The organism is Isoptericola sp. NPDC055063 (genome assembly GCF_053608125.1).
Genome location: NZ_JBSGUW010000013.1, coordinates 66,482 through 91,665, shown reverse-complemented (window position 1 = coordinate 91,665; position 25,184 = coordinate 66,482). Strand labels below are relative to the sequence as shown.

The following is a 25,184-nucleotide window of genomic DNA, read 5'->3' as shown; positions in this document are numbered from 1 at the left end:
GCATTTTCACCGGGCATGGCATACCGGGTATGCTCTTTCCGCTGCCCGAGGCACGGAATCCTGCGGTTTTCCTGCTCCTTTCTTGAGGAAGTTCACCCGCCGACCAGAGGCTGAACGCACGTAAGGTACGTGAGTCGCGTCGGGCATCCGACGGCGCGCCGAAAGCCAGAGCGAGGGCGGCGATGACGGACGTCTACGTGGGGTCGGACGACTCGGCGCGCAGCGACGCCGAGCTGATCCTCGACGTGCGCGGAGGCGACCTCGAGGCGTTCGGTGCCCTGTACGTGCGGCACGTGCCCGCGGCCCGTGCCGTCGCCCGGCAGTACGTGCGCTCCGCGGCCGACGCGGACGACCTGGTGTCCGAGGCGTTCCACCGCGTGCTCGACGTGCTGCAGCACGGCGGCGGCCCCGACGCCACGTTCCGGGCCTACCTGCTGACGGTCGTGCGACGCCTCGCCGCCGACCTGGCGCGCGGCGTGCGGCGGACCCGGCCCACGGCCGACGACGGCACCTTCGAGGCCGCGCTCGGGCTGGCCGACTCCACCGACGTCCCCACCCTCGAGGGCTTCGAGCGCTCCGTCGTGAAGAACGCCTACCAGGCGCTGCCGGAGCGCTGGCAGGCCGTGCTCTGGTACACGGAGATCGAGGGGCGCACCCCGGCGGAGGTGGCGCCCATCCTCGGGCTGACCCCCAACGGCGTCTCGGCCCTCGCCTACCGCGCCCGCGAGGGGCTGCGGGTCGGCTACCTGCAGGAGCACCTCACGCACGCGCCGACCGACGGGTGCCGCGCGGTGAACCCGCTGCTGGGGGCGTACGTGCGCGGCGGGCTGGCGCGGCGCGAGGTCGCCAAGGTCGACACCCACCTGGAGTCGTGCGGCGAGTGCCGCGCCCTGGTGCTCGAGCTCGGCGACATCGCGCACGGCATGCGCTCCGTCGTCGCGCCGCTGATCGTGGGGCTCGCCGGCCTGGCAGTCGTGGGAGCGCTGCCGATCGGGGGCGCGGTCGGGGGGCTCGTCGGGGCGCTGGGCGGGACCGTCGGCACCGGCGCGGCGGCCGGCACGTCGGTGGGGACGGTCGTGGGCAGCGTCACGGGCTCGACGGTCGGGGCGACGGGGACCGCCGGGGCCGCGGGCATCTCGTCGGGGGCGGCTGCCGCGACGGGCACGACGGCGGCCGCCACGACGGGTGCCGCCACGACGGGTGCTGCTGCGACGGGTGCTGCGGCGACGAGCGCCGCGGGCGGCGCGTCGCTGGCGGGCGTCGCGACCGCGGGGGTGGCGACGGGATCGGCCGCCACCGCGGCGACGGCGGGCACCGCGGCCGCCGCGGGCGCCGTCATGGGCACCGCGAGCGTGGCCGCCGCCGCCAGCGCGGTCGCCGTGGCGACCGTCGGGGTCGTCACCGTGCTCAACGCTCTCGGCAGCAGCCAGGAGCCGCCGGCGGCCGTCCCGACCGCCCCCGTCACCATCCAGGGCCAGCCGTGGGTGCCGCCCGGGGACACCACGGACATCGCCGTCGAGCCCGGCGACGGCGGGACGGGCGCGGACCCCGCCACCGACCCGACGGACCCGACGAACCTGCTCGCAGCCCCCGCCCTGGTGGTCCCGCAGGTCGCGGACCTGACCGTGTCCGCGGCGGGCACGCCGCTCCAGCCGCGCACGACGCAGCCGCTGGTCCTCACCGTCACCAACACGGGGACGGCCGCCGCCGAGGAGACCGTCGTCGAGGTGGCGCTGCCCGCCGGGGTCGACCTGGCCCTCCCGTCGGCGTCCGTCGGGGCGGCGGTCGTCGACGCGATCGCCCCGGACGCGCTCGCGTGCACCCCCACCGACGCCACCGCGCGCGTCGCGCGCTGCACGGTCGGCTCCCTCGCGGCGGGCGAGTCCCGCACCGGCTCGGTGCCCGTACGGGCGGACGCCGGCGGCGCCTACGCGATCGGCGCGTCGGTCTGGGCCACGGGCGTCGCGCCCGAGTCGCTCACGCTGGCGCCCACCACCGTGCTGCCGTACGGCGCCGAGCTCACGGCGTCCACGGGCGACGCCGTGCCCGTCTCGAACCCGGGCGCCGCGTGGGTGCCCGTCGTCGTGCGGAACACCGGCGACCAGCCGGCCGCCGGCTGGTCCGTGGCGCTCACCGTGCCGCCCGGCCTGCGGCCCGCGGCCTCCGACGGCGACCTCACCTGCGTGCCCGGGGCGGGCGGGTCGACGGGCGCCGGCACCACGTGGTCGTGCGTCGCCGCCCCGGACGCCGCCCCCCTGGCGCCGGGCGAGCAGCGGTCGGTGCGGGTGCGCGTCATCGCCGACGGCGCCACCACTCCCGGGTCCCTGTCGGTGACCGCCGCACCGCAGCTGCCCGGTTCCACGCACGCGCTGCCGTCGTCCGCCGCCGTGACCGTCGCCGCCCCGTGGGTCGGCGCCACGGCCGGTGCGCGGTCCGTCGCGGCGCGCTGCCTCGTGACCGGCGGCATCCGCACGGCGAGCTCCGCCGTCGAGGGCACCTACACGAACCTCACGGACCAGACCCTCGCGGTGCGCCTCGACGCGGCGGGCAGCTCCGCCGCCGCGGCGCAGCAGCTCGCGCCGGGGGAGACGGCCACCGTGCAGGTGCCGGACGGGATCCGCGTGCCGTCGGGCACGGCGACGTGGACCGTCTCCACGACGCTCGGCGGGGAGACCTACCGCACCACCGTGGCCGCCGGCCCGCACCAGGCGGCCGACTGCTACGCCCCGCGGTGGGACGTCGACGGCACCGCCGTCGTCACCGACGACGACGGGCGCCTGCAGGTGCGCGGCACGCTGACCAACACCAGCGACGAGCCGATGCGCGTGGGCATGACGGCCGCCGGCGGGAGCGCCGCGGACCAGAAGCGGATCGGGCCGGGGGAGAGCGCGACGTTCGTCGTCCCGACCGACCGGACGTCGCTGGACGCCGGCGCCGCCGAGTTCCAGCTGTACCGCTGGGTGGCGGACAACGACGGCGACGAGCCCGCGCAGGGCGGCATCGTGCCCGCGGTGGCCCCGACCGCCCGCTACGCCGCGGCGGCACTCGCCCCGGCCGTCGGCGGGCCGGCGACGCTGACCGCCGCCGAGTGCCGCTTCGACCCGTCGTCCGACACGTCGTGGCGCACCGTGACCGTCCCCGTGGACAACTCCGCCTCCACGTTCCCGGTGAAGTTCGCCGTGGCCGCGGGCACCGGCGACGGCCGCACCGCGCTGGTCGCCGCCGGGGCGAAGGGCGAGCTGCAGGTGACGGTCCCGTGGAACACGCGCACCGTGGCGGTGACCGCGGACGGCCGCGACCTGGCCGTCGTGGACGTGCCCGCCTTCGAGGGCTGCGCCACCGCGACGTGGCCCGCCTCGACGGTCGACGTGAGCGTTGCGACGCAGTGCGTCGACGACCGGGCGCAGGTGGCCGTGACGGTGCAGAACCGCGGGACGGTCGACTGGACGGCACGGCTCGCCGACGGCGACGGCACGCGCGTCGCGGCCGGCTCGGACGCCACCGTCACGACGCGCGTCGGCGGGCTGCGTGCCGACGCCGGCGAGCTGACGCTGCGGCTGTCGCGGCCGATCGAGGACCGTGAGCCCACGGTCGAGCGGACCGTCTCCTACGACGCCGTGTCGTGCGTCGTGGTCGACCCGCACGCGCAGGTGGAGCAGGGCGACGTGCAGGTCACGAAGGACCGGTGGCGCTCGACGTCGACCCGGCCCGCGACGGTGGTGCTCGACAACTCCGGGTCGTCCGTGCCGCTCGACTTCACCATGACCGGCACGAACGGCGCCGCGGCGCAGGTGACCGTGCCCGCACGGCAGAGCGTGCGCGCCGACGCCGGCACGGTGACCGGCCGCAAGGGCGCCACGTTCACCGTCCGCGCGGGCGACTGGAGCACCGACCTCGTCGTCGACCCGTTCACCGGCACCGCGGGCTGGTGCTCGCCGCGGTACCGCTGGGGCGCGAGCTACGAGGTGGGAGACGTCGCCTCGTGGCGCGGCGCCGACTACCGGTTCGTGGGCGCCGGCAACCAGGGCAACGGGCAGGGTGACGGCAACGGCCATGGTCAGGGGAACGGCCAGGGCAACGGGAACGGGCAGGGCAACGGCCAGGGCCAGGGCCAGGGCCAGGGCAACGGGAACAGCAACGACGGCAACGGCCGCTGGTGGGGCGGCCACCACTGGCGCGGCGGCTGGGAGCGGATCGCCGACTGCGAGTACCGCTGACGTCTCGGACGCCGGTCGTTCTCAGAGGCTGAGGCCTCAGACGACGCCGTCTCAGACGATGCCGCCTCAGACGATGCCGTAGAGGCGGTCCCCGGCGTCGCCCAGGCCGGGCACGATGTACTTCTGGTCGTTGAGGCGCTCGTCGACCGCGGCGACGACGATCTGCACGTCCACCCGCGACCCGATCGCGTCGTCGAGCACCTGGAGGCCCTCGGGGGTGGCCAGCAGGCAGACGGCGGTGACGTCGCGCGCGCCGCGCTCCAGCACGTAGTCGATCGCCGCGACCAGCGTGCCGCCGGTGGCGAGCATCGGGTCGAGGAGGAAGACCTGCCGGTCGGTGAGGTCGTCGGGCAGGCGGTTCGCGTAGGTGACGGCCTCGTAGGTGGACTCGTCGCGCTGCAGGCCGAGGAAGCCGACCTCGGCGGTGGGGATCATGCGCGTCATGCCCTCGAGCATCCCCAGCCCGGCGCGCAGGATCGGCACGACGATGGGGCTCGGGTCGCTGAGGCGCACGCCCGTGGTCGTGGTGACCGGGGTGCGGATCTCCTTGGGCTCCGTGCGCACGTGCCGCGTCGCCTCGTAGGCGAGCAGGGTCACGAGCTCGTCGACGAGGAGACGGAACGTCGCCGACGGGGTGTTCTCGTCACGCAGGACGGTGAGCTTGTGGTCCACCAGCGGGTGGTCGGCGACGTGCAGGCGCATGGCCCCCACGGTACCGGCGCGCGGGGCTGCGGCACCTCCCCGCGGCTAGCCTGGCCCTGTGACGTCCGACGCCGCGCCCGGCCCCGCAGGATCCGGCCTCGCGCTGCCCTGGGCGGACGGCGAGTTCCCGCCGCACACGGTCAGCGGCCGGCGGCGCGTGTGGGACGCGCTCATGGGGCTGGCGCTGCACGAGGCGTCGCACGCGCTCGCCAGCGACGACGTGCCCGTCGGGGCGCTCGTGATCGACGCGGACGGACGGCTCGTGGGGCTCGGCCGCAACCGCCGCGAGGAGACCGGCGACCCGACCGCGCACGCCGAGGTGCTCGCCCTGCGGCAGGCCGCCGCCACGCGCGGCGAGTGGCGGCTCGAGGGCTGCACGCTCGTCGTGACCCTGGAGCCGTGCGTGATGTGCGCGGGGGCGCTCGTCGCGGCGCGGGTGCGACGCCTCGTGCTCGGCGCCTGGGACCCGAAGGCGGGCGCCACCGGCTCCGTGTGGGACCTGGTGCGCGACCAGCGCGCCAACCACGCCGTCGAGGTGGTGGGCGGCGTGCGGGAGGACGAGTGCGGGCAGCTCCTGCGAGACTTCTTCGAGTCCCGCCGCTGACGGCGATGACTCGCGCAGCCGACGGAGGTCTCACCCGGATGGACACCACCGCCCAGCCCGACGAGAAGCACGACGCTCCGGCCGCCGCCGGTCGGGCGGCCCCGACGCTCGCCGACTACGCGCGCCAGAGCGCGTACTCCGACCCCGGCCCGCACGCGGACCTGCTGCGCGCCGTCGCGCCCGACCCCGCGGCCACGGCCGCCGCGGCGTGCGCGACGATCGTGCACTACCGCGCCGGGAACCCCGACCTCTCCGACGACCAGCGCGACGACGTCGACCGGCGCTGGCTGTCCACGATCCTCGACGCCGCCGCCGCGCGGCAGCCCGGCCCGCTCGACGCGGCCCGGGAGGCGTCCCGCCAGGTCGCCGGCTGCTGCCGCGACCACACCCTGTTCTCGCTGGGCGTGCTGCGCGAGCACGGGGTGCCCGCCCGGTCGCGGATCGGGTTCGCGGGGTACTTCGAGCCGCCGTTCTTCCACGACCACGTCGTCGTCGAGCACTGGGACGCGGGGGCCGACGGGGGCGCCGGGCGCTGGGTGCGCTGGGACCCGGAGCTGACGTCCGACGGGCCGTGGGGCTTCGACCCCCGCGACATGCCCACCGGCCCGGCCTCCCCGTTCCCCACCGCCGCCGAGGTGTGGCGGGCGATCCGCGCCGGCGAGGTCGACGCGGCGTCCTACGGCGTCTCGCCCGACGTGCCCGAGCTGGGCGGCAAGGACTTCGTGCGCGGCTACGTGCTGCTCGAGCTGGCCCACCGGATGCGCGAGGAGGTGCTGCTCTGGGACGTCTGGGGCGCGCTCCCTCCCCACCCGGGGCTGACGGCGCTCGCGGCGGCCTCGCCGCCCGGGTACGTGCCCGCGGTGCCGCTGTCCGACGACGCGTGGGACGCGGTGACCGACGCTCTCGCCGCGCTGCTCGTGGCCGCCGACGCCGGGGACACCGCCGCGGAGGGAGCCCTCGCGGAGCGGTACGCCTCCGGGCTGGGGCCGCGCGGGCGGGTGGCGACGCTCTCGCCGTCCGGCCGCGTCGGCGTCACCGACCTGCGCGAGCGCACCACCCGCTGGGACGCCGCGGGCTGACCCGCCGCGCCGGGAGCACGACGACGGCACGACGACGGCGACAGCGCGACTACAGCGCGACTACAGCGCCGCGACGCGGATGCCGAAGACGTCGCGCAGCGCGTGCCGGGCGGCGTGCCAGCCGCCCATGCCGTGCACCCCGGGCCCGGGGGCGGTGGAGGCGGAGCACAGGTAGACGCCGCCCGCGCCGACGCGGTACGGGTCGGCGGACAGGGTGGGCCGGGCGAGGATCTGCCACATGGTGGCGGCGCCGGCGGAGATGTCGCCGCTCACGTAGTTGGCGTTGTGGTGCGCCATCGCGGCGGCCGGGATGCCCCGCGAGGCGACGACGACGTCGCGGAAGCCGGGGGCGAACCGCTCGATCTGCGCGGTGACGGTCTCGGTGACGTCGACGTCGGAGCCGGCGGGCACGTGCGTGTACGCCCACAGCGGGCGCAGCTCGCCGCTCGGGGAGGCGCCGTCGGCGACGCGGCGCGACGGGTCGACGACGGTGGGGTCGCTGACGAGGCACATCGGCCGGTCGGCGTGCCGCCCGGCCGCGACGGCGTTCTCGGCGCGGGCCATCTCGGCGCGGGTGCCGCCCACGTGCACGGTGCCGGCGCGGCCCACCTCCGGGTCGGCCCACGGGACCGGCCCGGACAGCACGTAGTCGACCTTGGCGGCGGCGTTGCCGTGGCGGAACGCGGCGAGGCGGCGCCGGGCCGAGGGCGGCGCGGCCGCGCCGAGCACGTCGAGCAGGGTGCGGGGGGTGGTGTCGAACAGGACGGCGCGCGCCGCGGGCAGGTCCGCAGGGGTGCGCACGCGGTGCCCGGTCACGACCGTGCCGCCGTGCGCCTCGAGGTCGGCGACCAGCGCCGCGACGATCGCACCGGACCCGCCGCGCGGCACGGGCCACCCGCCGTCGAACGCGTCGGCGCCCGACAGGTCGCGGGGGCGGGCGTGCGCGAGGGCGCCGAGGAGCAGCGCCGTCCCCGCCGCGGACAGCGACGGCAGCGAGGTGATCGTGTGGGCGGCGACGCCGGTGAGCAGCGCGCCGCCGTCGCCGGAGAACCGCGCGTCCCACGCCCGCGAGCCCTGCTCCAGCACGGCGAGCGCGAAGCGCACGGCACCCTCCGTGGCGCGCAAAGGGGCGCGGGAGTCGAGCACGCCGGGCGGGACGGAGCGGTGGTCGCCCATCCCGACGGCCACGACGGCCTCCCACTGCTCGGCCAGCGGCCCGAGCAGCGAGCGCCAGGCCGCGCCGTCCGGCCCGAGCCGCTCCGCGGTGCGCTCGAGGTCGCGGTAGGCGACGGCCGACCGCCCGCCGGGCAGCGGCTGCGCGTACGACACCTCGGGCGTGCGGAGCTCGACGCCGTGGGCGCGCAGGTCGAAGGCGCGGAAGAACGGCGACGCCCAGGCCATCGGGTGCACGGCGGAGCAGAGGTCGTGCACGACGCCGGCGGGCAGGCCCTCGCACAGGTCGTGGCCGTCGCACCGCTCGTCGCCGGGCGCGAGCGTGCGGGCCCCGCCGCCGACGGTCGAGTTCGCCTCCAGGACCGTCACCGACAGGCCCGCACGGGCCAGCGTGACGGCGGCCGCCAGGCCGTTGGGGCCCGACCCGACCACGACGGCGTCCAGCACGCTGTCTCCTTCCGGCCGCATCCCGTGGCCTCGCGCGACGTGGGATTCCCCTACCTCCAGGACGTGGGGACGCGGACTGTCCGGCCTGTACCCCGCAGCCTAGTCTCGAGGGCATGACCAGCACGGACGCCGCTGGGCCCACGACCGGGGCCGCGCCGGACCCGGCCCCGGCGCTCGCCTCCCGGGCCGGGCTGCTGCGCGCGCCGGTCGACCCGGCCACGGCGCGCGCCGTCGCGCTGCTGGCCGTCGGCACGGTGTGGCTCGCGAGCGTGGGCACGGTCGTGTGGGTGCTGGTCCTGGTGTCCTCCGCCCTCGTCCCGCTGCTCGGGCTGGGGCTCGTCGCGCTCGGGGTCACGCTGCCCGGGGCGCGGGCGTTCGCCGCCGTCGAGCGGGCGCGGCTGGCCGCGCAGGCCGGCGTCGTCGTGCCCGCCCCGACGCCCGCCCCCCTCGGCCTGCCGCGGTCGTGGACCCGGCTCCGCGCGACCCTGCGCGACGGGAGGGCGTGGGCGGCCGCCGCCTACGCGCTGGTCGGGCTGCTGGTGTCCGTGGCGTTCCTCGTCGTCGTCGTGGCGTGCGCCGCGGGCGCGGTCGCGCTGCTCGTCGTCGCGGTGCGGGGCGGCGTGGGGAGCGCGGCGGGCCAGGCCGGGGTCGCGTGGCCGGTCGCCCTCGTCCTCGGCGCCGCGGGCGCCGCGCTCCTCGCGTGGCTCGCGGCGGCCGCCGCGCAGGCGGGCTGCGGGCTGGTGCTCCGGCTGGCCCAGGCCTGCCTCGGCCCGTCCGCGGCCGACCTGGCGCGGGCCCGGGCGCGCGACGCCGAGCACGACGCCGAGGCGGCGCGCGAGCGGGCCGTCGTCCTCGCCGAGACCCGGTCCCAGGCGGTCGCGGCCGCGGACGCGGAGCGCCGCCGCATCGAACGCGACCTGCACGACGGTGCCCAGCAGCGGCTCGTCGCCCTCGGCGTCGAGCTCGGCGTGGCCCGCCGGCTCGCCGAGCGCGACCCCGCCGCGACGGCCGCCGCCCTCGAGCACGCCCACGACGAGGTGAAGGCGACGCTCGCCGAGCTGCGCGACCTCGTGCGCGGCATCCACCCCGCGATCCTCGACGACCGCGGCCTCGACGCCGCGCTGTCGGCGCTCGCCGCCCGCAGCCCGGTCCCCGTGCGCGTCGAGGCCGGCGCCGGCCTGGAGCGCGCCGGGGCGGCCGCGCAGGCCGCCGCGTACTTCGTGGTCGCCGAGGCGCTGACCAACGTGGCCAAGCACGCGGGTGCGCGCTCCGCCCGGGTGCGCGCCGACGTCGTGGACGACGGTGCGGACGAGGGCGGGGTCGACGTCGCGGGCGACGGCGCGCGCCTGCGTGTCGTCGTCGAGGACGACGGCCGTGGTGGCGCCGAGCCGTCGCCGGGCAGCGGCCTCGCCGGGCTGCGCGGGCGCGTCGCCGCGCTCGACGGCCGCTTCGACCTGACCAGCCCGCCCGGCGCGGGCACCCGGCTCACCGTGGAGGTGCCGTGCGCATCGTGATCGCGGAGGACTCCGTGCTCCTCCTGGACGGGCTCTCCCGCCTGCTGGCCGCGGAGGGCCACACGGTGACCGGCCACCGCACCGCGGACGAGCTGGTCGCCGCCCTGTCGCGGCCCGGCGCCGCGCTGCCCGACCTGCTCGTCACGGACGTCCGCATGCCGCCGTCGCACACCGACGAGGGCCTGCGCGCGGCCCTGCACCTGCGCAGCCTGCACCCCGACCTGCCGATCCTCGTGCTGTCGCAGTACGTGGAGCAGCGCTACGCCTCCGAGCTGCTGGCCCGCGGCGCGCGTGCCCTCGGCTACGTCCTCAAGGACCGGGTGGCCGACGTCGACGCGTTCCTCGACGCCGTCGCGCGCGTCGCCTCGGGCGGCACCGTCATCGACCCCGAGGTGGTCACGCAGGTCATCGCCCGCAGCCGCCGCTCCGACCTCGACCAGCTCACGCGGCGCGAGCGCGAGGTGCTCGCGCTCATGGCGGAGGGGCGCTCCAACACCGCGATCGCGGACCGCCTCGTCGTCGGGATGCCCGCCGTCGAGAAGCACGTCACCAACATCCTCACCAAGCTCGGGCTGCCGCCCGACGCCGACGACAACCGCCGCGTGCTCGCGGTGCTGCGCTGGCTCGACCAGAACGGAGCACGACCATGACCACCACCGAGCCCACCCGCACGCCCGCGCCCGGCCCGGCCCAGCCGCACCGCGGCCCCACCGGGCGCGCGCTGCTCGTCCTCGGCGTCGTCGTCGGACTGCTGGCGGTGGCCTGGGGCGCCCTGTTCCTCGTGGACCGCGCCGTGGCGAGCACGACGACGCAGCACGAGACGTACGCGGCCGTCGGCACCGTCGAGCTGGTGGCCGACGGCGACGTGACCGTCAAGGCCGCCGACGGCGGCGACGTGGAGGTCGACCGCATCGCGCGCAGGGGCCTCACCAGCCCCACGTACCGCGCGGACGAGCGCTCCGACCGCCTCGTGCTGACCCACGAGTGCCAGTCGTGGCAGTGGGTCCCGGGGTGGTGCGCCGGCGAGCTCGCCGTCACCCTCCCCGCCGACACGGCCGTCGTGGTGCGCACGTCCAACGGGGACGTCCTCGCCGCCGGCGTCGCCGGGGACGTGGAGCTGCGCTCCAGCAACGGCGACGTCGAGACCACCGGCACGGGTGCCCGCGTGGACGCCGACACGTCGAACGGCGACGTCACGGTGGACCGCGCGACCGGCGGCGACGTCGTCGCGACCTCGTCCAACGGGTCGATCGAGGTGACCGGCGTCGACGGCAACCTCGAGGCGGTCACGAGCAACGGCCGCGTGGAGGTGTCCGGCGTGACCGGCGACGTCCGCGCCGAGTCCAGCAACGGCGACGTCACCGTCGTCGGCGACGGCGAGCCCGTGCGGCTCACGATCGACACGTCGAACGGGGAGCAGACCACCGAGGGGCCAACCGACCCCGACGCGGACCGCACCGTCGAGGTCCGGTCGTCCAACGGCGACGTCGCCTACCTGGCCGAGTGACCCGGGCGCCGGCGGCTATCGTCGTCGGCCATGGGGATCTTCTCGCGCCGGAGCGCCGGCGCCGACGGCCCGGCGGGGTCTTTCGACGCGGCGCCGTTCGAGCTGGTGGTCGACACCGTCTTCGCCGTCCCGACGCGGGGCCACGTCGTCACCGGCACGGTGACCTCGGGGCGCGTGCGCGTCGGCCAGGCCGCGGTGCTGCACCTGCCCACGGGCGAGCACGCCGTCACCGTCGCGCGGATCGACGTGCGGCGCCGCAAGGCGGACGTCGCCGAGGCGGGCACGGAGGCCGCCGTCTACCTCGGCGGGCTCGGCCGGGGCGCGCTCCCGGTGATCGCCGGCGGCGACGGGAGCCTGGTCGACGCCGAGGCCGTCGCCGGCTCGCGGCTGGTCGCGGCGTCGTAGGTCGGGCGGGGCTCGTCAGAGCCGGTCGGCGAGCGCGACGAGCGTCTCGGTGACGCCGTCGTCCACCTTGAGGGTGGCGAGCGGGTCGCCGCGCGTCTCGCCGCGGTTGACGATGACGACGGGCTTGTCCGCCTTCGCGGCGTACCGCACGAACCGCAGGCCGCTCATCACGGTGAGCGACGTGCCGGCCACCAGCAGGGCGTCGGCGTCGTCCACCAGGGCGTACGCCCGCTCGACGCGCTCGCGGGGCACGTTCTCCCCGAAGTAGACGATCTCCGGCTTGAGCACCCCGCCGCAGAACTCGCACGCGGCGGGCACGAAGTGGCTGGTCTCCTCGATGACGGCGTCCGCGTCGGGGGCGGTCTCGATGTCGGCGACGGTGGCGCCGTCCTCGAGCACGGACTCGACGAACCCGGGGTTGAGCGCGTCCAGCCGCTCTGCGAGGTGGGTGCGGCTGATGACGCGCCCGCACTGGAGGCAGATGACGCGGTCGTAGTGGCCGTGCAGGTCGATGACGTGCCGCGAGCCGGCGTCCTCGTGCAGCAGGTCCACGTTCTGGGTGATGACGCCGCGCACCACGCCCCGGCCCTCCAGCGCGGCGAGCGCCCGGTGCCCGGCGTTCGGCTCCGTGCGGCGCACCACCTGCCAGCCCACGTGGTTGCGGGCCCAGTAGTGGCGGCGGAACGCCTCGTCGGCCACGAACTGCTGGTACGTCATCGGGGCGCGCTTCGGGGAGTCCGGGCTGCGGTAGTCGGGGATGCCGGAGTCCGTGGAGACGCCCGCGCCGGTCAGCGCGGTGACCGTGCGGCCCCGCAGCAGGCGGACGGCGTCGTCCACCGTGCCGTGGTGCACCACCGCGTCCGGCGGGAGCTCCCAGCGGCGGTCCTGGTAGGTGGGGGCGAGCGGCCGGGGCACGGGTTGCACGCCTTCGAGCGTACGTCGACTCAGCTCGCGCCGTCGGGCAGGGTGCCGTCCGCGGGACCGCCGGGCTGGCCCCCTCCGCCGGGGCCGCCCATGCCGCCGGCGGGCGGGTCGCCCGCGGTGGCGGTGCCGACCTCGGTGCCGTCGGCGGTCAGGGTGTACGTGCCGCCGTCCGTGATCTCCGGCCCGGTGTAGACGACCGACCGCGCGGCCTTCGTCAGTGTGATCGTGGCGACCTCGGTGCCGTCCGCGTCCACGACCGCCACCTCGGTGCCGGCCTCGAGCGTGGAGTCGGCGGCCAGCGCCACCCAGCCCTGCGTCGAGCCGGACTCGGGCGCCTCGGCCATGCCCGACGAGCCCACGGCGAGCAGCGTGCCGCCCGACGCGGTGAGGCCGCCGGCGGAGTCCAGCGCGCCGTTCCCGTCGTTCGTCGGGCCCTCGACGACGACGTCGCCGCCGCTGATCTCCGCGACCCCGTTCGAGTCGAGCCCGTCGCCGTCGGCGTCCACGTGCAGCGTGCCGCCCGTGATCGTCAGCGACGCGCCTTCCTGGACCGCGTCCATGCCGCCGCCTCCGCCGCCCTGCGGCATCTCGCCGTCGGCGGGGGGCTCCGGCTGCGCCTGCTGGTCGCCGCTCGTCCCGTCGTCCGTCGCGGTGTCGTCCGTCGTCGCGTCCGTCGTGTCGTCCCCCGGCTCCTTGACGGTGGCGTTGAGACCGTCGTCGCTGGAGGTGATGTCGACGTCGCCGCCGGAGACGGCGATGGTCGCCGCCTCGATGCCCTCCTCGGAGCCGGTCACGGTGAGGTTGCCGTCCGTGACGGCGACGTCGGTGAAGCCCTGCACGCCGTCGGAGCCCGCGTCGACGGTGACGTCGCCGCCGGTGAGCGCGACGTACCCGGCCGTGGCGTCGTCGTCGGCGTCGGACTTCAGCCCGTCGCCGCCCGCCCGGACGTCAAGGGTGCCGCCGGAGACGACTAGGTAGTCCTTGCCGCGCACCGCGTCGTCGGCCGCGGTGACGGTGAGGTCCCCGCCCGCGACGACCAGCCCGTCCTTGCCGGTGATGCCGTCGTCCGCGTTGCCCACGACCTCCAGCGCGCCGGAGCCGGAGATCGCCAGGTCCGCAGTCGAGTAGAGGGCCGCGTTGGCAGCGTTGTCCGAGGTCATCTCGGCGTACTCCTGGGCGTCCTCGAGGCGGTTCGTGGAGCCTTCGGCGAGAACGACGGACACCTGGTCGGCGTCCTGGACGTCGATCGCGGCGCCGGTGGAGCTGGTGACGTCGGCGCCGTCGAGCACGAGGCGCACCACGCCGTCGGCCGAGCAGTCGACCACGACCTGGCCGTCGTCGAGCGTGCCCGACACCCGGTACGTGCCGGGCTGCGTGATCGTGACGGTCGAGCCGTCCACGGTGGCGCCGTCGCCGGACGCGCTCGCGCGGTCGCCGTCGAGGGAGACCGCGACCTCGTCGGCCGTGTCCCAGGTCTGGTCGGCGAGGGCCGCCGTCTCCTCGGACGACAGGTTCGCCGCGAGGACGTCCTGCGCCGACCGGCCGGAGTTGTCCGTCGCGGAGATCTCGGCCGTCGTGGTGCCGGAGTCGCCGGACGCCGAGGTGGCGGAGCCGGCGTCGCAGGCGGCGAGCGCTCCGACGGTCAGCGTGCCGGCGGCGGCGACCGCCAGGGTCCGGGTCCAGAGCTTCTTCGGGCGGGGGATGCGCATGGTGGGTCCTCTCGGGGGTGTGCGAGGTCGGGTCAGGCGACGCCCAGCCGCCGCCGGCGCAGGCGGCGCCAGGGGTGGTCGGGCAGGTCAGGCCGCAGGGTGGCGAGCCCGGTCGCGTACTTGGAGATGCGGTCGGGGCGGTGGCCGGCGCGCCACAGGGCGCGGTCGGCGGACGACGGCGCGGTGCCGGCCTTCGTCTCGACGACCACGAGGTCGCCGACGTCGGCCGTGCGGTCGTCGGGCGTGTCGGCGCCGTCCGGGTGGTCCCTGCCGTCGAGCCGCCAGCGCAGGCCGGCGTCGAGGGTCAGGCGCGCGTCGGGCAGCAGCACGGTGGTGCGGCGGTAGACGGAGCGCAGCACGGGCGCGAGCTCCGCCGACGGGGGAGCGTCGAGGCACGCGGCGGTGAGCCGGTCGTCGACGAACTCGAGCCCGGCGCCCTCCAGCGGGGCGGCGAGCTCCCACGGGCAGCGCTCCTTGACGGTGACGCCGCGCGCGGCGCGGGTCTTGACCTCGAGGAACGTCGTGTTCCCCGTGTCGACGTAGGTGCGGGTGCGCACCTTGAACCGGCGCCGCCGGCGGCGCGCGGCCTGCCGGAACGTCAGCAGGTCGGCGGTGTCGTAGTAGGTGGAGGCGTAGGTGAACGACCGGTCGCCGTCGATCTCCAGCACCCGGGGCGCGCTGTGCGCGGCCCCGGAGGTGAGCGCCGCCAGCAGGGCCGCGACCTCCGCGGGCGTGAGCACGTACTTGCGGTCCACGCGGGTCTGCAGGGCGGCGGTCGCGTCGAGCTCCTCCAGGGTCACCGCGTCGCTGCCGGCCAGGCCTCGCGCGACGACGGCGTCCGCCGTCGAGCCGGCGACGTCCCTCGATCCGGCCACGCCCGCCGGGGCGCTCATCGGGTCACCGTCAGGTGGTCGTGCGCGCCGGTCGCGGCGGCGGCCCGGGCACCGGGGCGGGGCAGCTCGTAGCGGACCTCGACGCGCGTCGTGTCGTCGGCGAGGTCGATCGCCTGCACGCTCACCGAGTGCACGCGGGCGCCGAGCAGCGCCTCGAGGTGCGCGGTCAGCTCGTCCCGGTCGACGACGGCACGGTCGAGCACGATCGTCTGCGCGGCGTGGCGGGCCAGGAGCCGCGGGTGGTCGGCCACGGCCATCACGACCAGGATCAGCGCGGAGCCCGCGAGGCCCAGCCAGCCGACCGACGTGCCCAGGCCGCCGAGCAGGCCGAGGGCGAGCGCCGCGAAGTAGTACGCGACCTCGCGCTGCGACAGCTCGTCGGACCGCAGCCGGATGATCGACAGCACGCCGAACAGCCCCAGCCCCAGGCCGGCCGCGATCGTGCTCGACGAGAGCACGGCCGACACCGCGAGCACGCCCACGTTCACCCCGAGGTACGCGACCACCAGGTCGCGGCGCCGGTGCCGCGGGAAGTACAGGGCGAAGGTCAGGATCGACACGGCGACGAGGTCGACGGCGTACAGGGCGACGGGGGGCATACGTGCTCCGGGGGTGAGGTGGACCGTCGTTCACGGTCGGTGGGTGGGGACGTCACCCAGTGGACACCGTCGGCTCCGGCACCCGCTGAGGCCGGCCTGGGAATGCACTGCGAGCGATGGGACGCGGCTGGGAGGGCCTCCGCGTGCGTGCATCCGGGCACCGTGACGACCATCGGGCGTGCGGACCAGAGAGCGGGGCGGCGGCCGACGACGGGGCGCGGGCGGGGCCGTCGCCGTCGCGCTCGCCGTCGCGCTCGCCTGCGCCGGCTGCGTCGCGAGCCGGCAGGAGCCGGGCCAGGCGACCGCGGCCGTCGCGGACGCGGTCGCGCAGGCCGCCTCCGCCGGGGAGTCCGCGCGGATCGCCGTCGGGCTGCTCGACGAGGGCCGGCTCACCGGGCCCGTCGCCGACACCGCCCTGCTGGACCAGCTCCACGCGCTCGACGAGGCGGAGACCGCGCTCACCACCCTCGTGCCGCCCGACGCGGCGTCGTCGGCCCACCGGACCGCGGGGCTGGCGGCGGTCGGGGACGTGTCGGACGCGGTCGTCGCCGCGCGCTCGTGGGTGGCCGCGTGGTCCGGCGGGCGCCTCGCGGGCGCGGCCGACGTCCCCGCCTCCGCGGACGCCGTGCTGGCCGACCTCGCGGACGCCACCGACGCGGCCGACGCCGCCCTGGCCGAGGCAGGTGGCCCGTGAGCAAGCTGCTCGCCGCCGCGCTCGGCATCCTCACCGCGATCGGCGGCTTCGTCGACATCGGCGACCTCGTGACCAACGCCGTCGTGGGGTCCCGGTTCGGGATGTCGCTGGCGTGGGTGGTGGTGCTCGGCATCGTGGGCATCTGCCTGTTCGCCAGCATGTCCGGACGGGTCGCGGCGGTCAGCGGCCGCGCCACGTTCGAGGTCATCCGCGAACGTCTGGGGCCGCGCGCGGCCGGGGCGAACCTCGTGGCGTCGTTCGCGATCAACCTCCTCACGCTCACCGCGGAGGTCGGGGGCATCGCCCTCGCGCTGCACCTGGCCAGCAGCGTGGAGCCGCGGCTGTGGATCCCGGTCGCGGCGCTCGCGGTCTGGCTGGTCCTGTGGCGCGTGAAGTTCCAGATCATGGAGAACGTCGCCGGACTGCTGGGCCTCCTGCTGGTCGGCTTCGCGGTGGCCCTGTTCCTCCTCGGCCCGGACTGGGGCGAGCTGCTGCGCCAGGCGGTGCCGCCGTCGCCGCCGGGCACGGAGTCGCCGGCGTCGTACTGGTACTACGCGATCGCGCTGTTCGGCGCCGCGATGACGCCGTACGAGGTGTTCTTCTTCTCCTCGGGCGCCGTCGAGGAGCGGTGGACGGCCAAGGACCTGTCCACCAACCGCGTCAACGTGCTGCTCGGCTTCCCCCTGGGCGGGATGCTCTCCCTGTCCATCGCCGCGTGCGCGGCCGTCGTGCTCCTGCCGGCCGGCATCGAGGTCACGGCGCTGTCGCAGCTGATGCTCCCCGTGGCGCAGGCGGGCGGGGTGCTGCTGGTGGCCGTCGTCCTCGTCGGCATCGTGGCCGCGACGTTCGGCGCCGCGCTCGAGACCGCCCTGTCCAGCGGTTACACGCTGGCGCAGTACCTGGGCTGGTCGTGGGGCAAGTTCCGTCGTCCCGCCCGGGCCGCGCGGTTCCACCTCACGATGATCGTGGCGCTGCTGCTGGCGGTCGGGATCCTCATGACCAGCGTCGACCCGGTGGCCGTGACGGAGATGTCGGTGGTGTTCTCCGCCGTCGCGCTGCCGCTGACGTACATCCCGATCCTCGTGGTGGCCAACGACCCCGCCTACATGGGCGAGCACGTCAACGGGCGGGTGGTGAACGCCCTGGGCACGGTGTTCCTGGTGATCGTGGTCGTCGCGGCGGTCGCGGCGATCCCGCTGATGATCGCGACGGGGGCGGGGTCATGACCGGGCGGACCGAGCGGGTCGTCGACGCCCGCCTGCACCTGCTGAGCCGTCAGGTGCTCGACGTCGACGGGGAACCCGTGCGGACCGTCGACGACCTGGAGCTGACCGGGCCGGACGGCGGCGCGGTGGTCGCCGGCCAGGAGGCGGAGGTCGCCGCCATCCTCGTCGGCCCGCTGCTGGCCACGCGACTCTTCGGCGGGAAGGTGCCGGAGTCGCGGATGCCGCGCATCGCGTGGGACGACGTCGGCCACGTGGGGACGGCGGTCGAGCTCACCGTGTCCTCGGACCGGCTCGACGCCGACTGGGTGGAGCACTGGCTCCGCGACCGGCTGATCGGCCGCATCCCCGGCGGTCGCCACGATCCGGAGGCCGGCTCATGAACGTGGGCGACCTGCTCGACGTGCCCGTCGTCGACCACGACGGTGCCCCGCTCGGCGTGGTCGTGGACGTGCGCCTCGCGCTCGAGGTCGTCGACGAGCCGGAGGGCGCCCCGGGCGCGGGGGAGGACCGCGAGGAGCCCGAGCACGACGGCCCCCTGAGCGCGCAGGCGCGACGCGACGCCGTCGGCCGCGCCCGGGTGGTGGGGCTGCTGGTGGGCCCCCGCGGCGCGGGCTCCTTCCACGGCTACGAGCGGACCGACGTGCGGTCGCCGTGGCCGGTCCCGCAGCTCGTGCGCCGCCGCCATCGCGGCACGTTCCTGGTGCGGTGGGCGGACGTCGAAGCCCTCGGCGACGGTGCGGGCGGCGGCGGGGACGACGGGAGCGTCCGCCTCGCCCGGGGGTACGAGCAGCTGCCGCCGGACCTCGGATGACCGGTACCGAGACCTCGGGCCGGCGGGTCGTGCGCGCCGTGCACCGCGCGTGGGTGCTGCACCCCCGCTGGTCGCTCGCGGTGCGGGGCGCGGTGGCGGCCGGGCTGGCGTGGGCGGTCGCGGTGCTGGCGCCGGCGCCGTTCTCCGAGTACCCGTTCTACGCGCCCCTCGGGGCCGTGGTCGCCACGACGGCGACGCCGGTCCGGTCCCTGCGGGAGTCGCTGCACACCGTGGGGGCGCTGCTCCTCGGCGCGCTGATCGCGCTCGTCGCCGATGCCGTGCTCGCACCGAGCGTCCTCGCCGTCGCGCTCGTGGTCGGTGTCGCCCTCCTGTGCGCGGGGTGGCGCGTGCTCGGCGGCGCCGGGGTGTGGGTCGCGAACTCCGCGATCTTCGTGCTGGTCCTCGGCCAGGGCGAGGACGCGAGCTACGTGGCCGCGTTCGCCGGGCTGATCCTCGTCGGCGCGCTGATCGGCACGGGCGTCAACCTCCTGCTGCCCTCGCTGGCCCTGGCGCCGTCCGACGTGGCGCTCGACGCGCTGCGCGACGCCCTCGCCGAGGAGCTCGACGATCTCGCCGGCTGGCTCGAGCACGAGGGGGCGCTCGACGCCGCGGAGTGGGAGCGCCGGCGCCAGGCGCTGGTCCCGACGATCGAGCGCGCCCGCCGGGCGGTCGACGTCGCGCGGGAGTCGTCCCGGGGGAACCTGCGGGCGCACCGCCACAGCGAGAGGGCGTCGTCCCAGGGCAGGCGGGCGCGGACGCTCGGCACCGCGGCGGGCGTCGTCGACGAGGTGGTGCGGCTGCTGGTGGACTGGGAGGCGTCCGGCCGTGACGACGTCGCGCTGGGGCCGCCGCTGCGCCCCGCGGCCGCGCGGACCTTGCAGGCCCTGGCGGCGGCCCTGCAGGACACGACGGAGGACGACGAGGCCGCGCGCCGGTTCGTCGACGCGGTCGACGACCTGCGGGCCGAGGTCCGCGACTCGCGCGAACGGTCCGGCGACGACCACCTCGTCGCGGGCGCGCTCGTCGTCGTGCTCGGGCGCGCCACGGAGGCCGTGACGGGGTGACGGCGCGCGGCGGCGGAGCTGCCCGGGCGGTGCCGGTCAGGAGGCGGCCCAGGGGTCGAGGACGACCTTGATGCAGCCGTCCTCCTTGCGCTGGAACGCGCGGTACGCCTCGGGCGCGTCCTCCAGCGGGAGCCGGTGGGTGCGCAGGCCGAGCACGTCGAGGGGGTCGGCGGGGTCCGACACCAGGGGCAGCAGGTCGTCCGTCCAGCGGCGGACGTTCGCCTGGCCCGAGCGCAGGGTGAGCTGCTTGTCGAAGATCTGCATGAGCGGCAGCGGGTCCTTCGCCCCGCCGTACACCCCCGACAGCGACACGGTGCCGCCGCGTCGGACCAGCGCGACCGCCGCCAGCAGCGCCGCGAGCCGGTCGGTACCGCCGCGCTCGGTCAGCGGCGCGGCGACGGCGTCGGGGAGCAGCCCCACCAGCTTCTGCGCGGTCTCCGCCAGCGGCGAGCCGTGCGCCTCCATGCCGACCGCGTCGATCACCGCGTCGGGGCCGCGGCCGTCGGTGAGGTCGCGGACGGCGGTGCGGACGCCGGGCGCCCCGGGGTCGAACGTGATGACGCCGTGGCACTGCGCGACGAGGCGACGCTCGGGCACGGGCTCGATGCCGATCACGACGTCGGCGCCGCGGTGCCTGGCGACCCGGGCCGCCATCTGGCCGATCGGCCCGAGGCCCAGCACCACGACGCTGCCGCCGTCCGGCACGTCCGCGTACTCCACCGCCTGCCACGCGGTGGGCAGGACGTCGGACAGGTAGAGCCAGCGCTCGTCGGGGGTGCCGTCGTCCGGCACCCGGACCGGGCCGTACTGCGCCTGCGGCACGCGCAGGTACTGCGCCTGCCCGCCGGGCACCTGGCCGTACAGGCGGGTGTACCCGAACAGGGCCGCGCCCTTGCCGTGCTCGTGAACCTGGGTCGTCTCGCACTGGCTCTGCAGCCCGCGGGTGCACATCCAGCAGCGGCCGCAGGCGATGCCGAAGGGCACGACCACACGGTCGCCGACGTCGAGGCCCTCGACGTCGCCGCCTACCTCCTCGACGATCCCCATCGCCTCGTGCCCCAGCACGTCGCCGGCGTCGAGGAACATCCCCAGCACGCCGTACAGGTGCAGGTCCGACCCGCAGACGGCCGTCGACGTCACCCGGATCACGGCGTCGGTAGGCTCCACGACCCCGGGGTCGGGGACGTCCTCCACGCTCACGTGCTCCCGTCCCTGCCATGTCAGTGCGCGCACCGGGGTTCCTCTCGCCGTGGGGACGACCGCCCCTCGGCCGGCGGGCTGCTGCACCGACGCCGCCAGTGAACCACCGCCCGCCCGTGCTCACCCGGCGCGGGCGGCCCGGGCGTCCCACCTGCGGGGGCGTGGCGCCCGGTGGGGAGAACCGGGTGCCGCGCTGCTGGACATCCGGCCCGCGGTTCCCGCGAACGGGGGCCGCACCGACGATCGTCACGTCGATCGCGCCTGGTCGCCAGCGCGCCCGCCGGAGGGCCAGGTGGGGCGACCGCGCTGTCCCTCCGCGGACGAAGGGGCTACGGTCGAGGGGAGTCATGAGGCGGCTCACCTCGAGCGGCGTATGCCACGACGGGAGGATCCACATGACCGACACCACATCGTGGGACATCGAGGGCACGCTCGCCCTCGGCGCGAGCCACCCGGTGGGCAGGTACCGCCACGACCTCGCGACGGGCCGGTGGTGGTGGTCGGACGAGACGTTCCGCATCCACGGCTTCGAGCCGGGCGACGTCGTGCCGACCACGGAGCTCATCCTGGCGCACAAGCACCCCGACGACCGGGACCGCGTGAGCCAGGTGCTCCGCCGGGCGTGCGCGACGGGCGAGCCGTTCAGCAGCGTCCACCGCATCATGGACGCGCACGGCGACGAGCGGACCCTGGCGGTCGTGGGGGAGGGTCGCACGGACGCGACGGGCGTGGTCTGCGAGCTCGTCGGCTTCTTCACCGACGTGACCCCCGCCGTGGCGCGCATCGCCGACGTGCGGGCGACGGCGAGCATCCGCGCCTCCGCGGAGAACCGCGCAGCGATCGAGCAGGCCAAGGCGATCGTCATGTGCGCGATGCGCACGGACCTCGAGGGCGCCTTCGCCTGGCTGCGTGAGGCGTCGAACCACTCGAACGTCCCCCTGCGCGACGTCTCCGCACGCGTCGTGGCGCTGGCCGCCGCGAGCAACGGCGACATGCGCGTCGTCGCCGAGGCGCTGGCCGACCTGCTGACGAACCGGCCCGAGTCCCCGACCGAGCCTCGCTGACCGTCGTCGCGCGGGCCTGCGGGCGGGCCGGCGCCGTGCGGGCCGGTCGTCAGGCGGCGCCGGGGACGTGGCGCGGCTCGCGCATCGCCTGCGCCACGTGGCCGCCCAGGTAGCCGCCGACCCCGACGGCCCCCAGGCCCGCCAGGGTGAGCAGGGTGCCCAGGCCGTCGCTGCCCGCGCGTCGTGCCCGCCACGACGCGAGGGCCAGGAGGGTCCCGATCCCGTTGCACGTGGCGTGCAGGGCGGCCACGCGCCTCCCCGGCGCGCTGAGCGCCCCGTAATCGGCGAGGCCGGTGAGGGCGGTCGGCGGCGCCGCGAGGAGCCCGAGGGCGACCAGGCGGCGGGCGGCGCCGGTGTGGCCCGGCGGGCGGGTCAGGTCGAGCGCGGCCGCGCCGGCCCACAGCCCGATCGGCAGGTCGGTGAGCACGCCGTGCAGCGGGTGCCCGACGGACCGGCCGCGCAGCTCGTCACGGACGCGGCTCGGGGCGGGGACGACGGTGCGCGAGATCCGCTCGTACAGCCCGGCCAGCGGGTCGAGGCGCGCGGCGTGCTCCAGCCGCGCGGCCAGGCGCGGCAGCGGTCGGGCGGTCGGAGGTGCGGTCGAGTGGGCGGGCATCATGCCTCCTCGTGGCGAACCGTGCCGGTCGCGACGTCGGCCGAGGCGCCCTGACTCGACGCCTCGCCACGACGGTAGGGCGCGCGCCGGTTGCTCGCCGCACGTCCCGGTGCCCCGGGTGGCCGCGCTTGCCCCGCGTTACGGTGGCGGGAGGTCCAGCAACGGCCGCCCCCTCGAGTGCCGCGCCGCGAGCGCCCGGTGCCGCACGACACCGCGAGCGAGGAGTGACGATGAGCGAGAACCCCGCACACCAGGACCGCACGGACGGCGAGGACCGCAGGGAGGACGCGTCCCGACCGGACGACCCGCGTCGTCAGGCGGAGCGCGAGCGCGCGGTGCACGACGGCCGCGCCGCGGACGTCGGTGCCGTGCCGGGCGAGAAGCCGAAGGACGACCCCGACGCGGAGGGCGAGGAGCGCTTCGACGCCGGGTGATGCCATACCGGCGAGGCCGCGGGCCACGACGTGTGGACGACTCCCGGCCGTGGGGCTAGCGTGAGGACCGGCGTCAGGAAGCGGCACCATCCCTCCCTTCTTCATCCGGAGGTCATGATGACGACAACGACTCCCGCCGACTCCGACCATCCCACCGCGGAGCAGGTCGTCGAGGCGCTCGCGGTCGGGACCAACCTGCTGACCGGCAGCTACCGGGCCGACCCTGCCTCCGGGCGCTGGTGGTGGTCCGACGAGGTCGACGTGATGTTCGGGCACAAGCCGGGCGAGCTCGAACCGGGCGCCGCGACCCTGGAGGGCCGCCTGCACCCGGATGAGCGCGAGCGCGTGGTGCGGGACGCCGTCCGCACGCTGGCCCTGGGCGGTCCGGTGACGACCGCCCGCCGCATCGTGGACGCGCACGGCCGCACCCGCACCCTCCTGTTCACGGCGCAGGCCCGCCGGAGCCGGGACGTCGGCGCGTCCGAGGTGGCCGGGTACGTCGTCGACGTCACCCCGGTCCAGCGCGAGGCGGTGCAGCGTGAGGTGCGGCGCGCGATCGACAGCGCGTTCGTCTCCGCCGCGTCCATCGAGCGTGCCAAGGGCGTGCTCATGGCCGTCCACGGGGTGACCGACGAGCAGGCGGAGAGCATGCTCACCGAGGCCGCGGGCGCGACGGGCGCCACCCTGCGCGAGGCCGCGACCCAGATGATGGCCCACCTGGCGAAGGCCGACGGGTTCGGGCGGCGCGCGAAGGAGGGCGTGCGCGAGGCGCTCGACGAGGTCAAGCCGGCCAAGCGTCCGCACGTGCACGAGCCGCAGCTCGCCCGTCGTCGCGCCGCGTGACGCCACCGCGACGACCGACCCAGCACCGCACGACCGAGGAGGTCAGCATGGCCGACGAACCGCAGTCGTTCCCCGCCCAGCAGCAGGACCCGCCCGGGCTCACCGGCGCGATGGACCCCACGCCCGACCACGGTGAGGGCAGTTACCGCGGCTCGGGCCGCCTGGAGGGCCTGCGGGCCCTGGTGACCGGCGGGGACTCCGGCATCGGGCGCGCCGTGGCGATCGCCTTCGCGCGCGAGGGCGCCGACGTCGCTATCGGCTACCTCCCCGAGGAGGAGGACGACGCGCAGGAGACGGCGCGCTGGGTCCGGGAGGCGGGCCGCGTCGTGGTGCTGCTGCCCGGCGACATCACGGACGAGGCGACGGCGCGGGCCCTGCCCGACCGGGCGGTGGAGCAGCTCGGCGGCCTCGACGTCGTGGTGAACAACGCGGGGTTCCAGATGGCGCGGCGCGAGTCCGTCGAGGACGTCACCACGGACGAGATCGACCGCGTGCTGAAGACGAACCTCTACGCGCTGCTCTGGATCACGCAGTCGGCGCTGAAGCACCTGGGCGCGGGGTCGAGCATCGTCAACAACTCGTCGATCCAGGCGTTCGAGCCGTCGACGTCGCTGCTCGACTACGCGTCGACCAAGGCGGCGATCAACAACCTCACGGTGAACCTGGCCGCCGAGCTGGGGCCGCGGGGGATCCGCGTGAACGCCGTCGCGCCGGGCCCGATCTGGACCCCGCTGCAGCCGGCGACGCAGCCCGAGGAGAAGGTGCAGAAGTTCGGCCAGGACACCCCGCTCGGCCGCGCCGGGCAGCCCGGTGAGGTCGCCCCGGCGTTCGTGTTCCTCGCCTCGCCGCGGGACGCGAGCTACGTCTCGGGCACCGTGCTCGGGGTGACGGGCGGCAAGCCGGTGTTCTGAGTCGCCGGCCCGCCGGTCGGTCGGGTCTGTCGGTCGAGGAGGTCGGATGGCGTTGCATCCGGCGGGCACACCGCGCTCGCTCGACGACGTCCCGCGGCTGCGGTCGCTGCGGGAGGTCGTCGAGCTGCTCGGTGTCGGCGCGCCCCTGTACGTGCGGTTCAGCGCCGGGCCGGAGGCGGACGAGGCGGCCGAGAGCCGCGACCACGAGAGCGGCTGCCTCCTGCCCGGCCTGAGTGTGAACCCCCTGGACCCGGAGCCCTGGTGGGACCGGCCGCCCGAGCACTGGGTCGCGCGGCAGCTCTGCCAGTACGCGCACCTCATGACGCCGGAGCGCTTCCCGTGGGTGCTCACCGGGACGGTGGCGGGCCGCGGGCCGGACTGCGAGCCGCTGCTGGTCGGGACGGTCCCGGTCGCGTCCGTGGACCGCGCCGTCGTCGACGAGGCGGCCGAGCTGTACGCGCGCGCCTTCGACCGGGGGGACGACGGCACCCCGGCGCGGTAGCGCTGACCTGGGCAGGGGCTGGTCACTGGCTGACGGCCACGGTATT

The 25,184-nt window shown here is 76.4% G+C and carries 25 protein-coding genes; 17 read left to right on the top strand and 8 right to left on the bottom strand.

The genetic code is table 11. The features are described 5' to 3' along the window. The first annotated feature begins 182 nt into the window (after window positions 1–182). Window positions 183–4,217 carry a sigma-70 family RNA polymerase sigma factor gene (locus ACWF41_RS16350; protein ID WP_380318242.1) on the top strand — a complete coding sequence of 1,345 codons (4,035 nt, stop codon included), beginning with the start codon at window positions 183–185 and terminating at the stop codon, window positions 4,215–4,217. A gap of 66 nt (window positions 4,218–4,283) precedes the next feature. On the opposite strand, the gene upp is transcribed toward ACWF41_RS16350, so the two are convergent. Beyond that, the gene (gene upp, locus ACWF41_RS16345) at window positions 4,284–4,919 is read right to left on the bottom strand and encodes a uracil phosphoribosyltransferase (protein ID WP_380318246.1); all 636 of its coding nucleotides are present in this window, start codon (window positions 4,917–4,919) and stop codon (window positions 4,284–4,286) included. A 172-nt stretch (window positions 4,920–5,091) separates the two neighbouring features. Between upp and ACWF41_RS16340 the strand changes: the two genes are divergently transcribed. Beyond that, window positions 5,092–5,523, top strand: coding sequence for a nucleoside deaminase (locus ACWF41_RS16340; RefSeq protein WP_380318321.1), 432 nt, complete (start codon window positions 5,092–5,094; stop codon window positions 5,521–5,523). 38 nt (window positions 5,524–5,561) lie between these two features. Further along, window positions 5,562–6,602, top strand: coding sequence for a transglutaminase domain-containing protein (locus tag ACWF41_RS16335; RefSeq protein ID WP_380318249.1), 1,041 nt, complete (start codon window positions 5,562–5,564; stop codon window positions 6,600–6,602). Window positions 6,603–6,662: 60 nt separating this feature from the next. Here ACWF41_RS16335 and ACWF41_RS16330 read toward each other — a convergent pair whose 3' ends face one another. Next, complete coding sequence (locus tag ACWF41_RS16330; protein WP_380318253.1) at window positions 6,663–8,243, bottom strand: phytoene desaturase family protein; 1,581 nt, start codon at window positions 8,241–8,243, stop codon at window positions 6,663–6,665. Between the two features lie 92 nt (window positions 8,244–8,335). Between ACWF41_RS16330 and ACWF41_RS16325 the strand changes: the two genes are divergently transcribed. The 4 genes from ACWF41_RS16325 to ACWF41_RS16310 are packed head-to-tail and all read left to right on the top strand — an operon-like array spanning window position 8,336 to window position 11,648. Next, complete coding sequence (locus ACWF41_RS16325; RefSeq protein ID WP_380318256.1) at window positions 8,336–9,736, top strand: sensor histidine kinase; 1,401 nt, start codon at window positions 8,336–8,338, stop codon at window positions 9,734–9,736. Further along, the gene (locus ACWF41_RS16320; RefSeq protein WP_380318259.1) at window positions 9,724–10,386 is read left to right on the top strand and encodes a LuxR C-terminal-related transcriptional regulator; all 663 of its coding nucleotides are present in this window, start codon (window positions 9,724–9,726) and stop codon (window positions 10,384–10,386) included. Before ACWF41_RS16325 ends, ACWF41_RS16320 begins: the two co-directional genes overlap by 13 nt. Further along, the gene (locus tag ACWF41_RS16315) at window positions 10,383–11,243 is read left to right on the top strand and encodes a DUF4097 family beta strand repeat-containing protein (RefSeq protein ID WP_380318261.1); all 861 of its coding nucleotides are present in this window, start codon (window positions 10,383–10,385) and stop codon (window positions 11,241–11,243) included. Before ACWF41_RS16320 ends, ACWF41_RS16315 begins: the two co-directional genes overlap by 4 nt. Before the next feature lie 30 nt (window positions 11,244–11,273). Further along, window positions 11,274–11,648 carry a hypothetical protein gene (locus tag ACWF41_RS16310; protein ID WP_380318263.1) on the top strand — a complete coding sequence of 125 codons (375 nt, stop codon included), beginning with the start codon at window positions 11,274–11,276 and terminating at the stop codon, window positions 11,646–11,648. A 15-nt stretch (window positions 11,649–11,663) separates the two neighbouring features. Here the strand turns inward: ACWF41_RS16310 and ACWF41_RS16305 are convergent, their stop codons facing one another. Genes ACWF41_RS16305 through ACWF41_RS16290 form a run of 4 tightly spaced genes read right to left on the bottom strand, consistent with a single transcriptional unit; the run spans window position 11,664 to window position 15,773 of the window. Beyond that, window positions 11,664–12,572: an NAD-dependent protein deacetylase gene (locus ACWF41_RS16305; protein ID WP_380318266.1), complete on the bottom strand. Its 909-nt coding sequence runs from the start codon at window positions 12,570–12,572 to the stop codon at window positions 11,664–11,666. A 20-nt stretch (window positions 12,573–12,592) separates the two neighbouring features. Next, window positions 12,593–14,281, bottom strand: coding sequence for a carbohydrate-binding domain-containing protein (locus ACWF41_RS16300; RefSeq protein ID WP_380318269.1), 1,689 nt, complete (start codon window positions 14,279–14,281; stop codon window positions 12,593–12,595). Between the two features lie 32 nt (window positions 14,282–14,313). Then, window positions 14,314–15,174, bottom strand: a complete 861-nt coding sequence (locus tag ACWF41_RS16295; protein WP_380318272.1) for a VTC domain-containing protein — start codon at window positions 15,172–15,174, stop codon at window positions 14,314–14,316. Continuing rightward, complete coding sequence (locus tag ACWF41_RS16290) at window positions 15,171–15,773, bottom strand: DUF4956 domain-containing protein (protein WP_380318276.1); 603 nt, start codon at window positions 15,771–15,773, stop codon at window positions 15,171–15,173. The genes ACWF41_RS16295 and ACWF41_RS16290 overlap by 4 nt, the downstream gene beginning before the upstream one ends. 178 nt (window positions 15,774–15,951) lie before the next feature. On the opposite strand from ACWF41_RS16290, the gene ACWF41_RS16285 reads away from it, so the two are divergent. Genes ACWF41_RS16285 through ACWF41_RS16265 form a run of 5 tightly spaced genes read left to right on the top strand, consistent with a single transcriptional unit; the run spans window position 15,952 to window position 19,568 of the window. Next, window positions 15,952–16,467: a hypothetical protein gene (locus ACWF41_RS16285; RefSeq protein ID WP_380318279.1), complete on the top strand. Its 516-nt coding sequence runs from the start codon at window positions 15,952–15,954 to the stop codon at window positions 16,465–16,467. Further along, window positions 16,464–17,693 carry an NRAMP family divalent metal transporter gene (locus ACWF41_RS16280; protein WP_380318282.1) on the top strand — a complete coding sequence of 410 codons (1,230 nt, stop codon included), beginning with the start codon at window positions 16,464–16,466 and terminating at the stop codon, window positions 17,691–17,693. Before ACWF41_RS16285 ends, ACWF41_RS16280 begins: the two co-directional genes overlap by 4 nt. Further along, entirely contained in the window at window positions 17,690–18,073 is a 384-nt protein-coding gene (locus tag ACWF41_RS16275; protein ID WP_380318285.1) for a hypothetical protein, read from the top strand. The genes ACWF41_RS16280 and ACWF41_RS16275 overlap by 4 nt, the downstream gene beginning before the upstream one ends. Beyond that, window positions 18,070–18,504, top strand: coding sequence for a PRC-barrel domain containing protein (locus ACWF41_RS16270; protein ID WP_380318288.1), 435 nt, complete (start codon window positions 18,070–18,072; stop codon window positions 18,502–18,504). The genes ACWF41_RS16275 and ACWF41_RS16270 overlap by 4 nt, the downstream gene beginning before the upstream one ends. After that, window positions 18,501–19,568 (top strand): aromatic acid exporter family protein, encoded by a 1,068-nt coding sequence (locus ACWF41_RS16265; RefSeq protein ID WP_380318291.1) that lies wholly within the window; start codon window positions 18,501–18,503, stop codon window positions 19,566–19,568. Before ACWF41_RS16270 ends, ACWF41_RS16265 begins: the two co-directional genes overlap by 4 nt. 36 nt (window positions 19,569–19,604) lie before the next feature. Here ACWF41_RS16265 and ACWF41_RS16260 read toward each other — a convergent pair whose 3' ends face one another. After that, a complete protein-coding gene (locus ACWF41_RS16260; protein ID WP_380318294.1) occupies window positions 19,605–20,801 on the bottom strand; it encodes an alcohol dehydrogenase catalytic domain-containing protein in 1,197 nt (398 codons plus the stop codon). Between the two features lie 362 nt (window positions 20,802–21,163). Between ACWF41_RS16260 and ACWF41_RS16255 the strand changes: the two genes are divergently transcribed. Then, window positions 21,164–21,832, top strand: coding sequence for a PAS and ANTAR domain-containing protein (locus ACWF41_RS16255; RefSeq protein WP_380318297.1), 669 nt, complete (start codon window positions 21,164–21,166; stop codon window positions 21,830–21,832). Window positions 21,833–21,881: 49 nt separating this feature from the next. Here the strand turns inward: ACWF41_RS16255 and ACWF41_RS16250 are convergent, their stop codons facing one another. Then, window positions 21,882–22,448: a DUF2231 domain-containing protein gene (locus ACWF41_RS16250; RefSeq protein WP_380318300.1), complete on the bottom strand. Its 567-nt coding sequence runs from the start codon at window positions 22,446–22,448 to the stop codon at window positions 21,882–21,884. Window positions 22,449–22,678: 230 nt separating this feature from the next. Here ACWF41_RS16250 and ACWF41_RS16245 point away from each other — a divergent pair, with 230 nt between their 5' ends. The 4 genes from ACWF41_RS16245 to ACWF41_RS16230 all read left to right on the top strand — a co-directional run bounded on the left by ACWF41_RS16245 (window position 22,679) and on the right by ACWF41_RS16230 (window position 25,138). Further along, a complete protein-coding gene (locus ACWF41_RS16245) occupies window positions 22,679–22,882 on the top strand; it encodes a hypothetical protein (RefSeq protein ID WP_380318303.1) in 204 nt (67 codons plus the stop codon). 117 nt (window positions 22,883–22,999) lie between these two features. Further along, window positions 23,000–23,725, top strand: a complete 726-nt coding sequence (locus ACWF41_RS16240; RefSeq protein ID WP_380318306.1) for a PAS and ANTAR domain-containing protein — start codon at window positions 23,000–23,002, stop codon at window positions 23,723–23,725. 47 nt (window positions 23,726–23,772) lie between these two features. After that, a complete protein-coding gene (locus ACWF41_RS16235; protein ID WP_380318309.1) occupies window positions 23,773–24,636 on the top strand; it encodes an SDR family oxidoreductase in 864 nt (287 codons plus the stop codon). A 46-nt stretch (window positions 24,637–24,682) separates the two neighbouring features. Further along, entirely contained in the window at window positions 24,683–25,138 is a 456-nt protein-coding gene (locus ACWF41_RS16230) for a DUF6098 family protein (RefSeq protein WP_380318312.1), read from the top strand. The last annotated feature ends 46 nt before the right edge of the window (window positions 25,139–25,184 follow it).

Excerpts from the sequence above, each read along its gene's own strand:
- ACWF41_RS16350 (WP_380318242.1), top strand. The coding sequence starts at position 183 with ATGACGGACGTCTACGTGGGGTCGGACGACTCGGCGCGCAGCGACGCC.
- upp (WP_380318246.1), bottom strand. The coding sequence starts at position 4,919 with ATGCGCCTGCACGTCGCCGACCACCCGCTGGTGGACCACAAGCTCACC.
- ACWF41_RS16340 (WP_380318321.1), top strand. The coding sequence starts at position 5,092 with ATGGGGCTGGCGCTGCACGAGGCGTCGCACGCGCTCGCCAGCGACGAC.
- ACWF41_RS16335 (WP_380318249.1), top strand. The coding sequence starts at position 5,562 with ATGGACACCACCGCCCAGCCCGACGAGAAGCACGACGCTCCGGCCGCC.
- ACWF41_RS16330 (WP_380318253.1), bottom strand. The coding sequence starts at position 8,243 with ATGCGGCCGGAAGGAGACAGCGTGCTGGACGCCGTCGTGGTCGGGTCG.
- ACWF41_RS16325 (WP_380318256.1), top strand. The coding sequence starts at position 8,336 with ATGACCAGCACGGACGCCGCTGGGCCCACGACCGGGGCCGCGCCGGAC.
- ACWF41_RS16315 (WP_380318261.1), top strand. The coding sequence starts at position 10,383 with ATGACCACCACCGAGCCCACCCGCACGCCCGCGCCCGGCCCGGCCCAG.
- ACWF41_RS16310 (WP_380318263.1), top strand. The coding sequence starts at position 11,274 with ATGGGGATCTTCTCGCGCCGGAGCGCCGGCGCCGACGGCCCGGCGGGG.
- ACWF41_RS16300 (WP_380318269.1), bottom strand. The coding sequence starts at position 14,281 with ATGCGCATCCCCCGCCCGAAGAAGCTCTGGACCCGGACCCTGGCGGTC.
- ACWF41_RS16295 (WP_380318272.1), bottom strand. The coding sequence starts at position 15,174 with ATGAGCGCCCCGGCGGGCGTGGCCGGATCGAGGGACGTCGCCGGCTCG.
- ACWF41_RS16290 (WP_380318276.1), bottom strand. The coding sequence starts at position 15,773 with ATGCCCCCCGTCGCCCTGTACGCCGTCGACCTCGTCGCCGTGTCGATC.
- ACWF41_RS16275 (WP_380318285.1), top strand. The coding sequence starts at position 17,690 with ATGACCGGGCGGACCGAGCGGGTCGTCGACGCCCGCCTGCACCTGCTG.
- ACWF41_RS16270 (WP_380318288.1), top strand. The coding sequence starts at position 18,070 with ATGAACGTGGGCGACCTGCTCGACGTGCCCGTCGTCGACCACGACGGT.
- ACWF41_RS16265 (WP_380318291.1), top strand. The coding sequence starts at position 18,501 with ATGACCGGTACCGAGACCTCGGGCCGGCGGGTCGTGCGCGCCGTGCAC.
- ACWF41_RS16255 (WP_380318297.1), top strand. The coding sequence starts at position 21,164 with ATGACCGACACCACATCGTGGGACATCGAGGGCACGCTCGCCCTCGGC.
- ACWF41_RS16250 (WP_380318300.1), bottom strand. The coding sequence starts at position 22,448 with ATGCCCGCCCACTCGACCGCACCTCCGACCGCCCGACCGCTGCCGCGC.
- ACWF41_RS16245 (WP_380318303.1), top strand. The coding sequence starts at position 22,679 with ATGAGCGAGAACCCCGCACACCAGGACCGCACGGACGGCGAGGACCGC.
- ACWF41_RS16240 (WP_380318306.1), top strand. The coding sequence starts at position 23,000 with ATGACGACAACGACTCCCGCCGACTCCGACCATCCCACCGCGGAGCAG.
- ACWF41_RS16235 (WP_380318309.1), top strand. The coding sequence starts at position 23,773 with ATGGCCGACGAACCGCAGTCGTTCCCCGCCCAGCAGCAGGACCCGCCC.
- ACWF41_RS16230 (WP_380318312.1), top strand. The coding sequence starts at position 24,683 with ATGGCGTTGCATCCGGCGGGCACACCGCGCTCGCTCGACGACGTCCCG.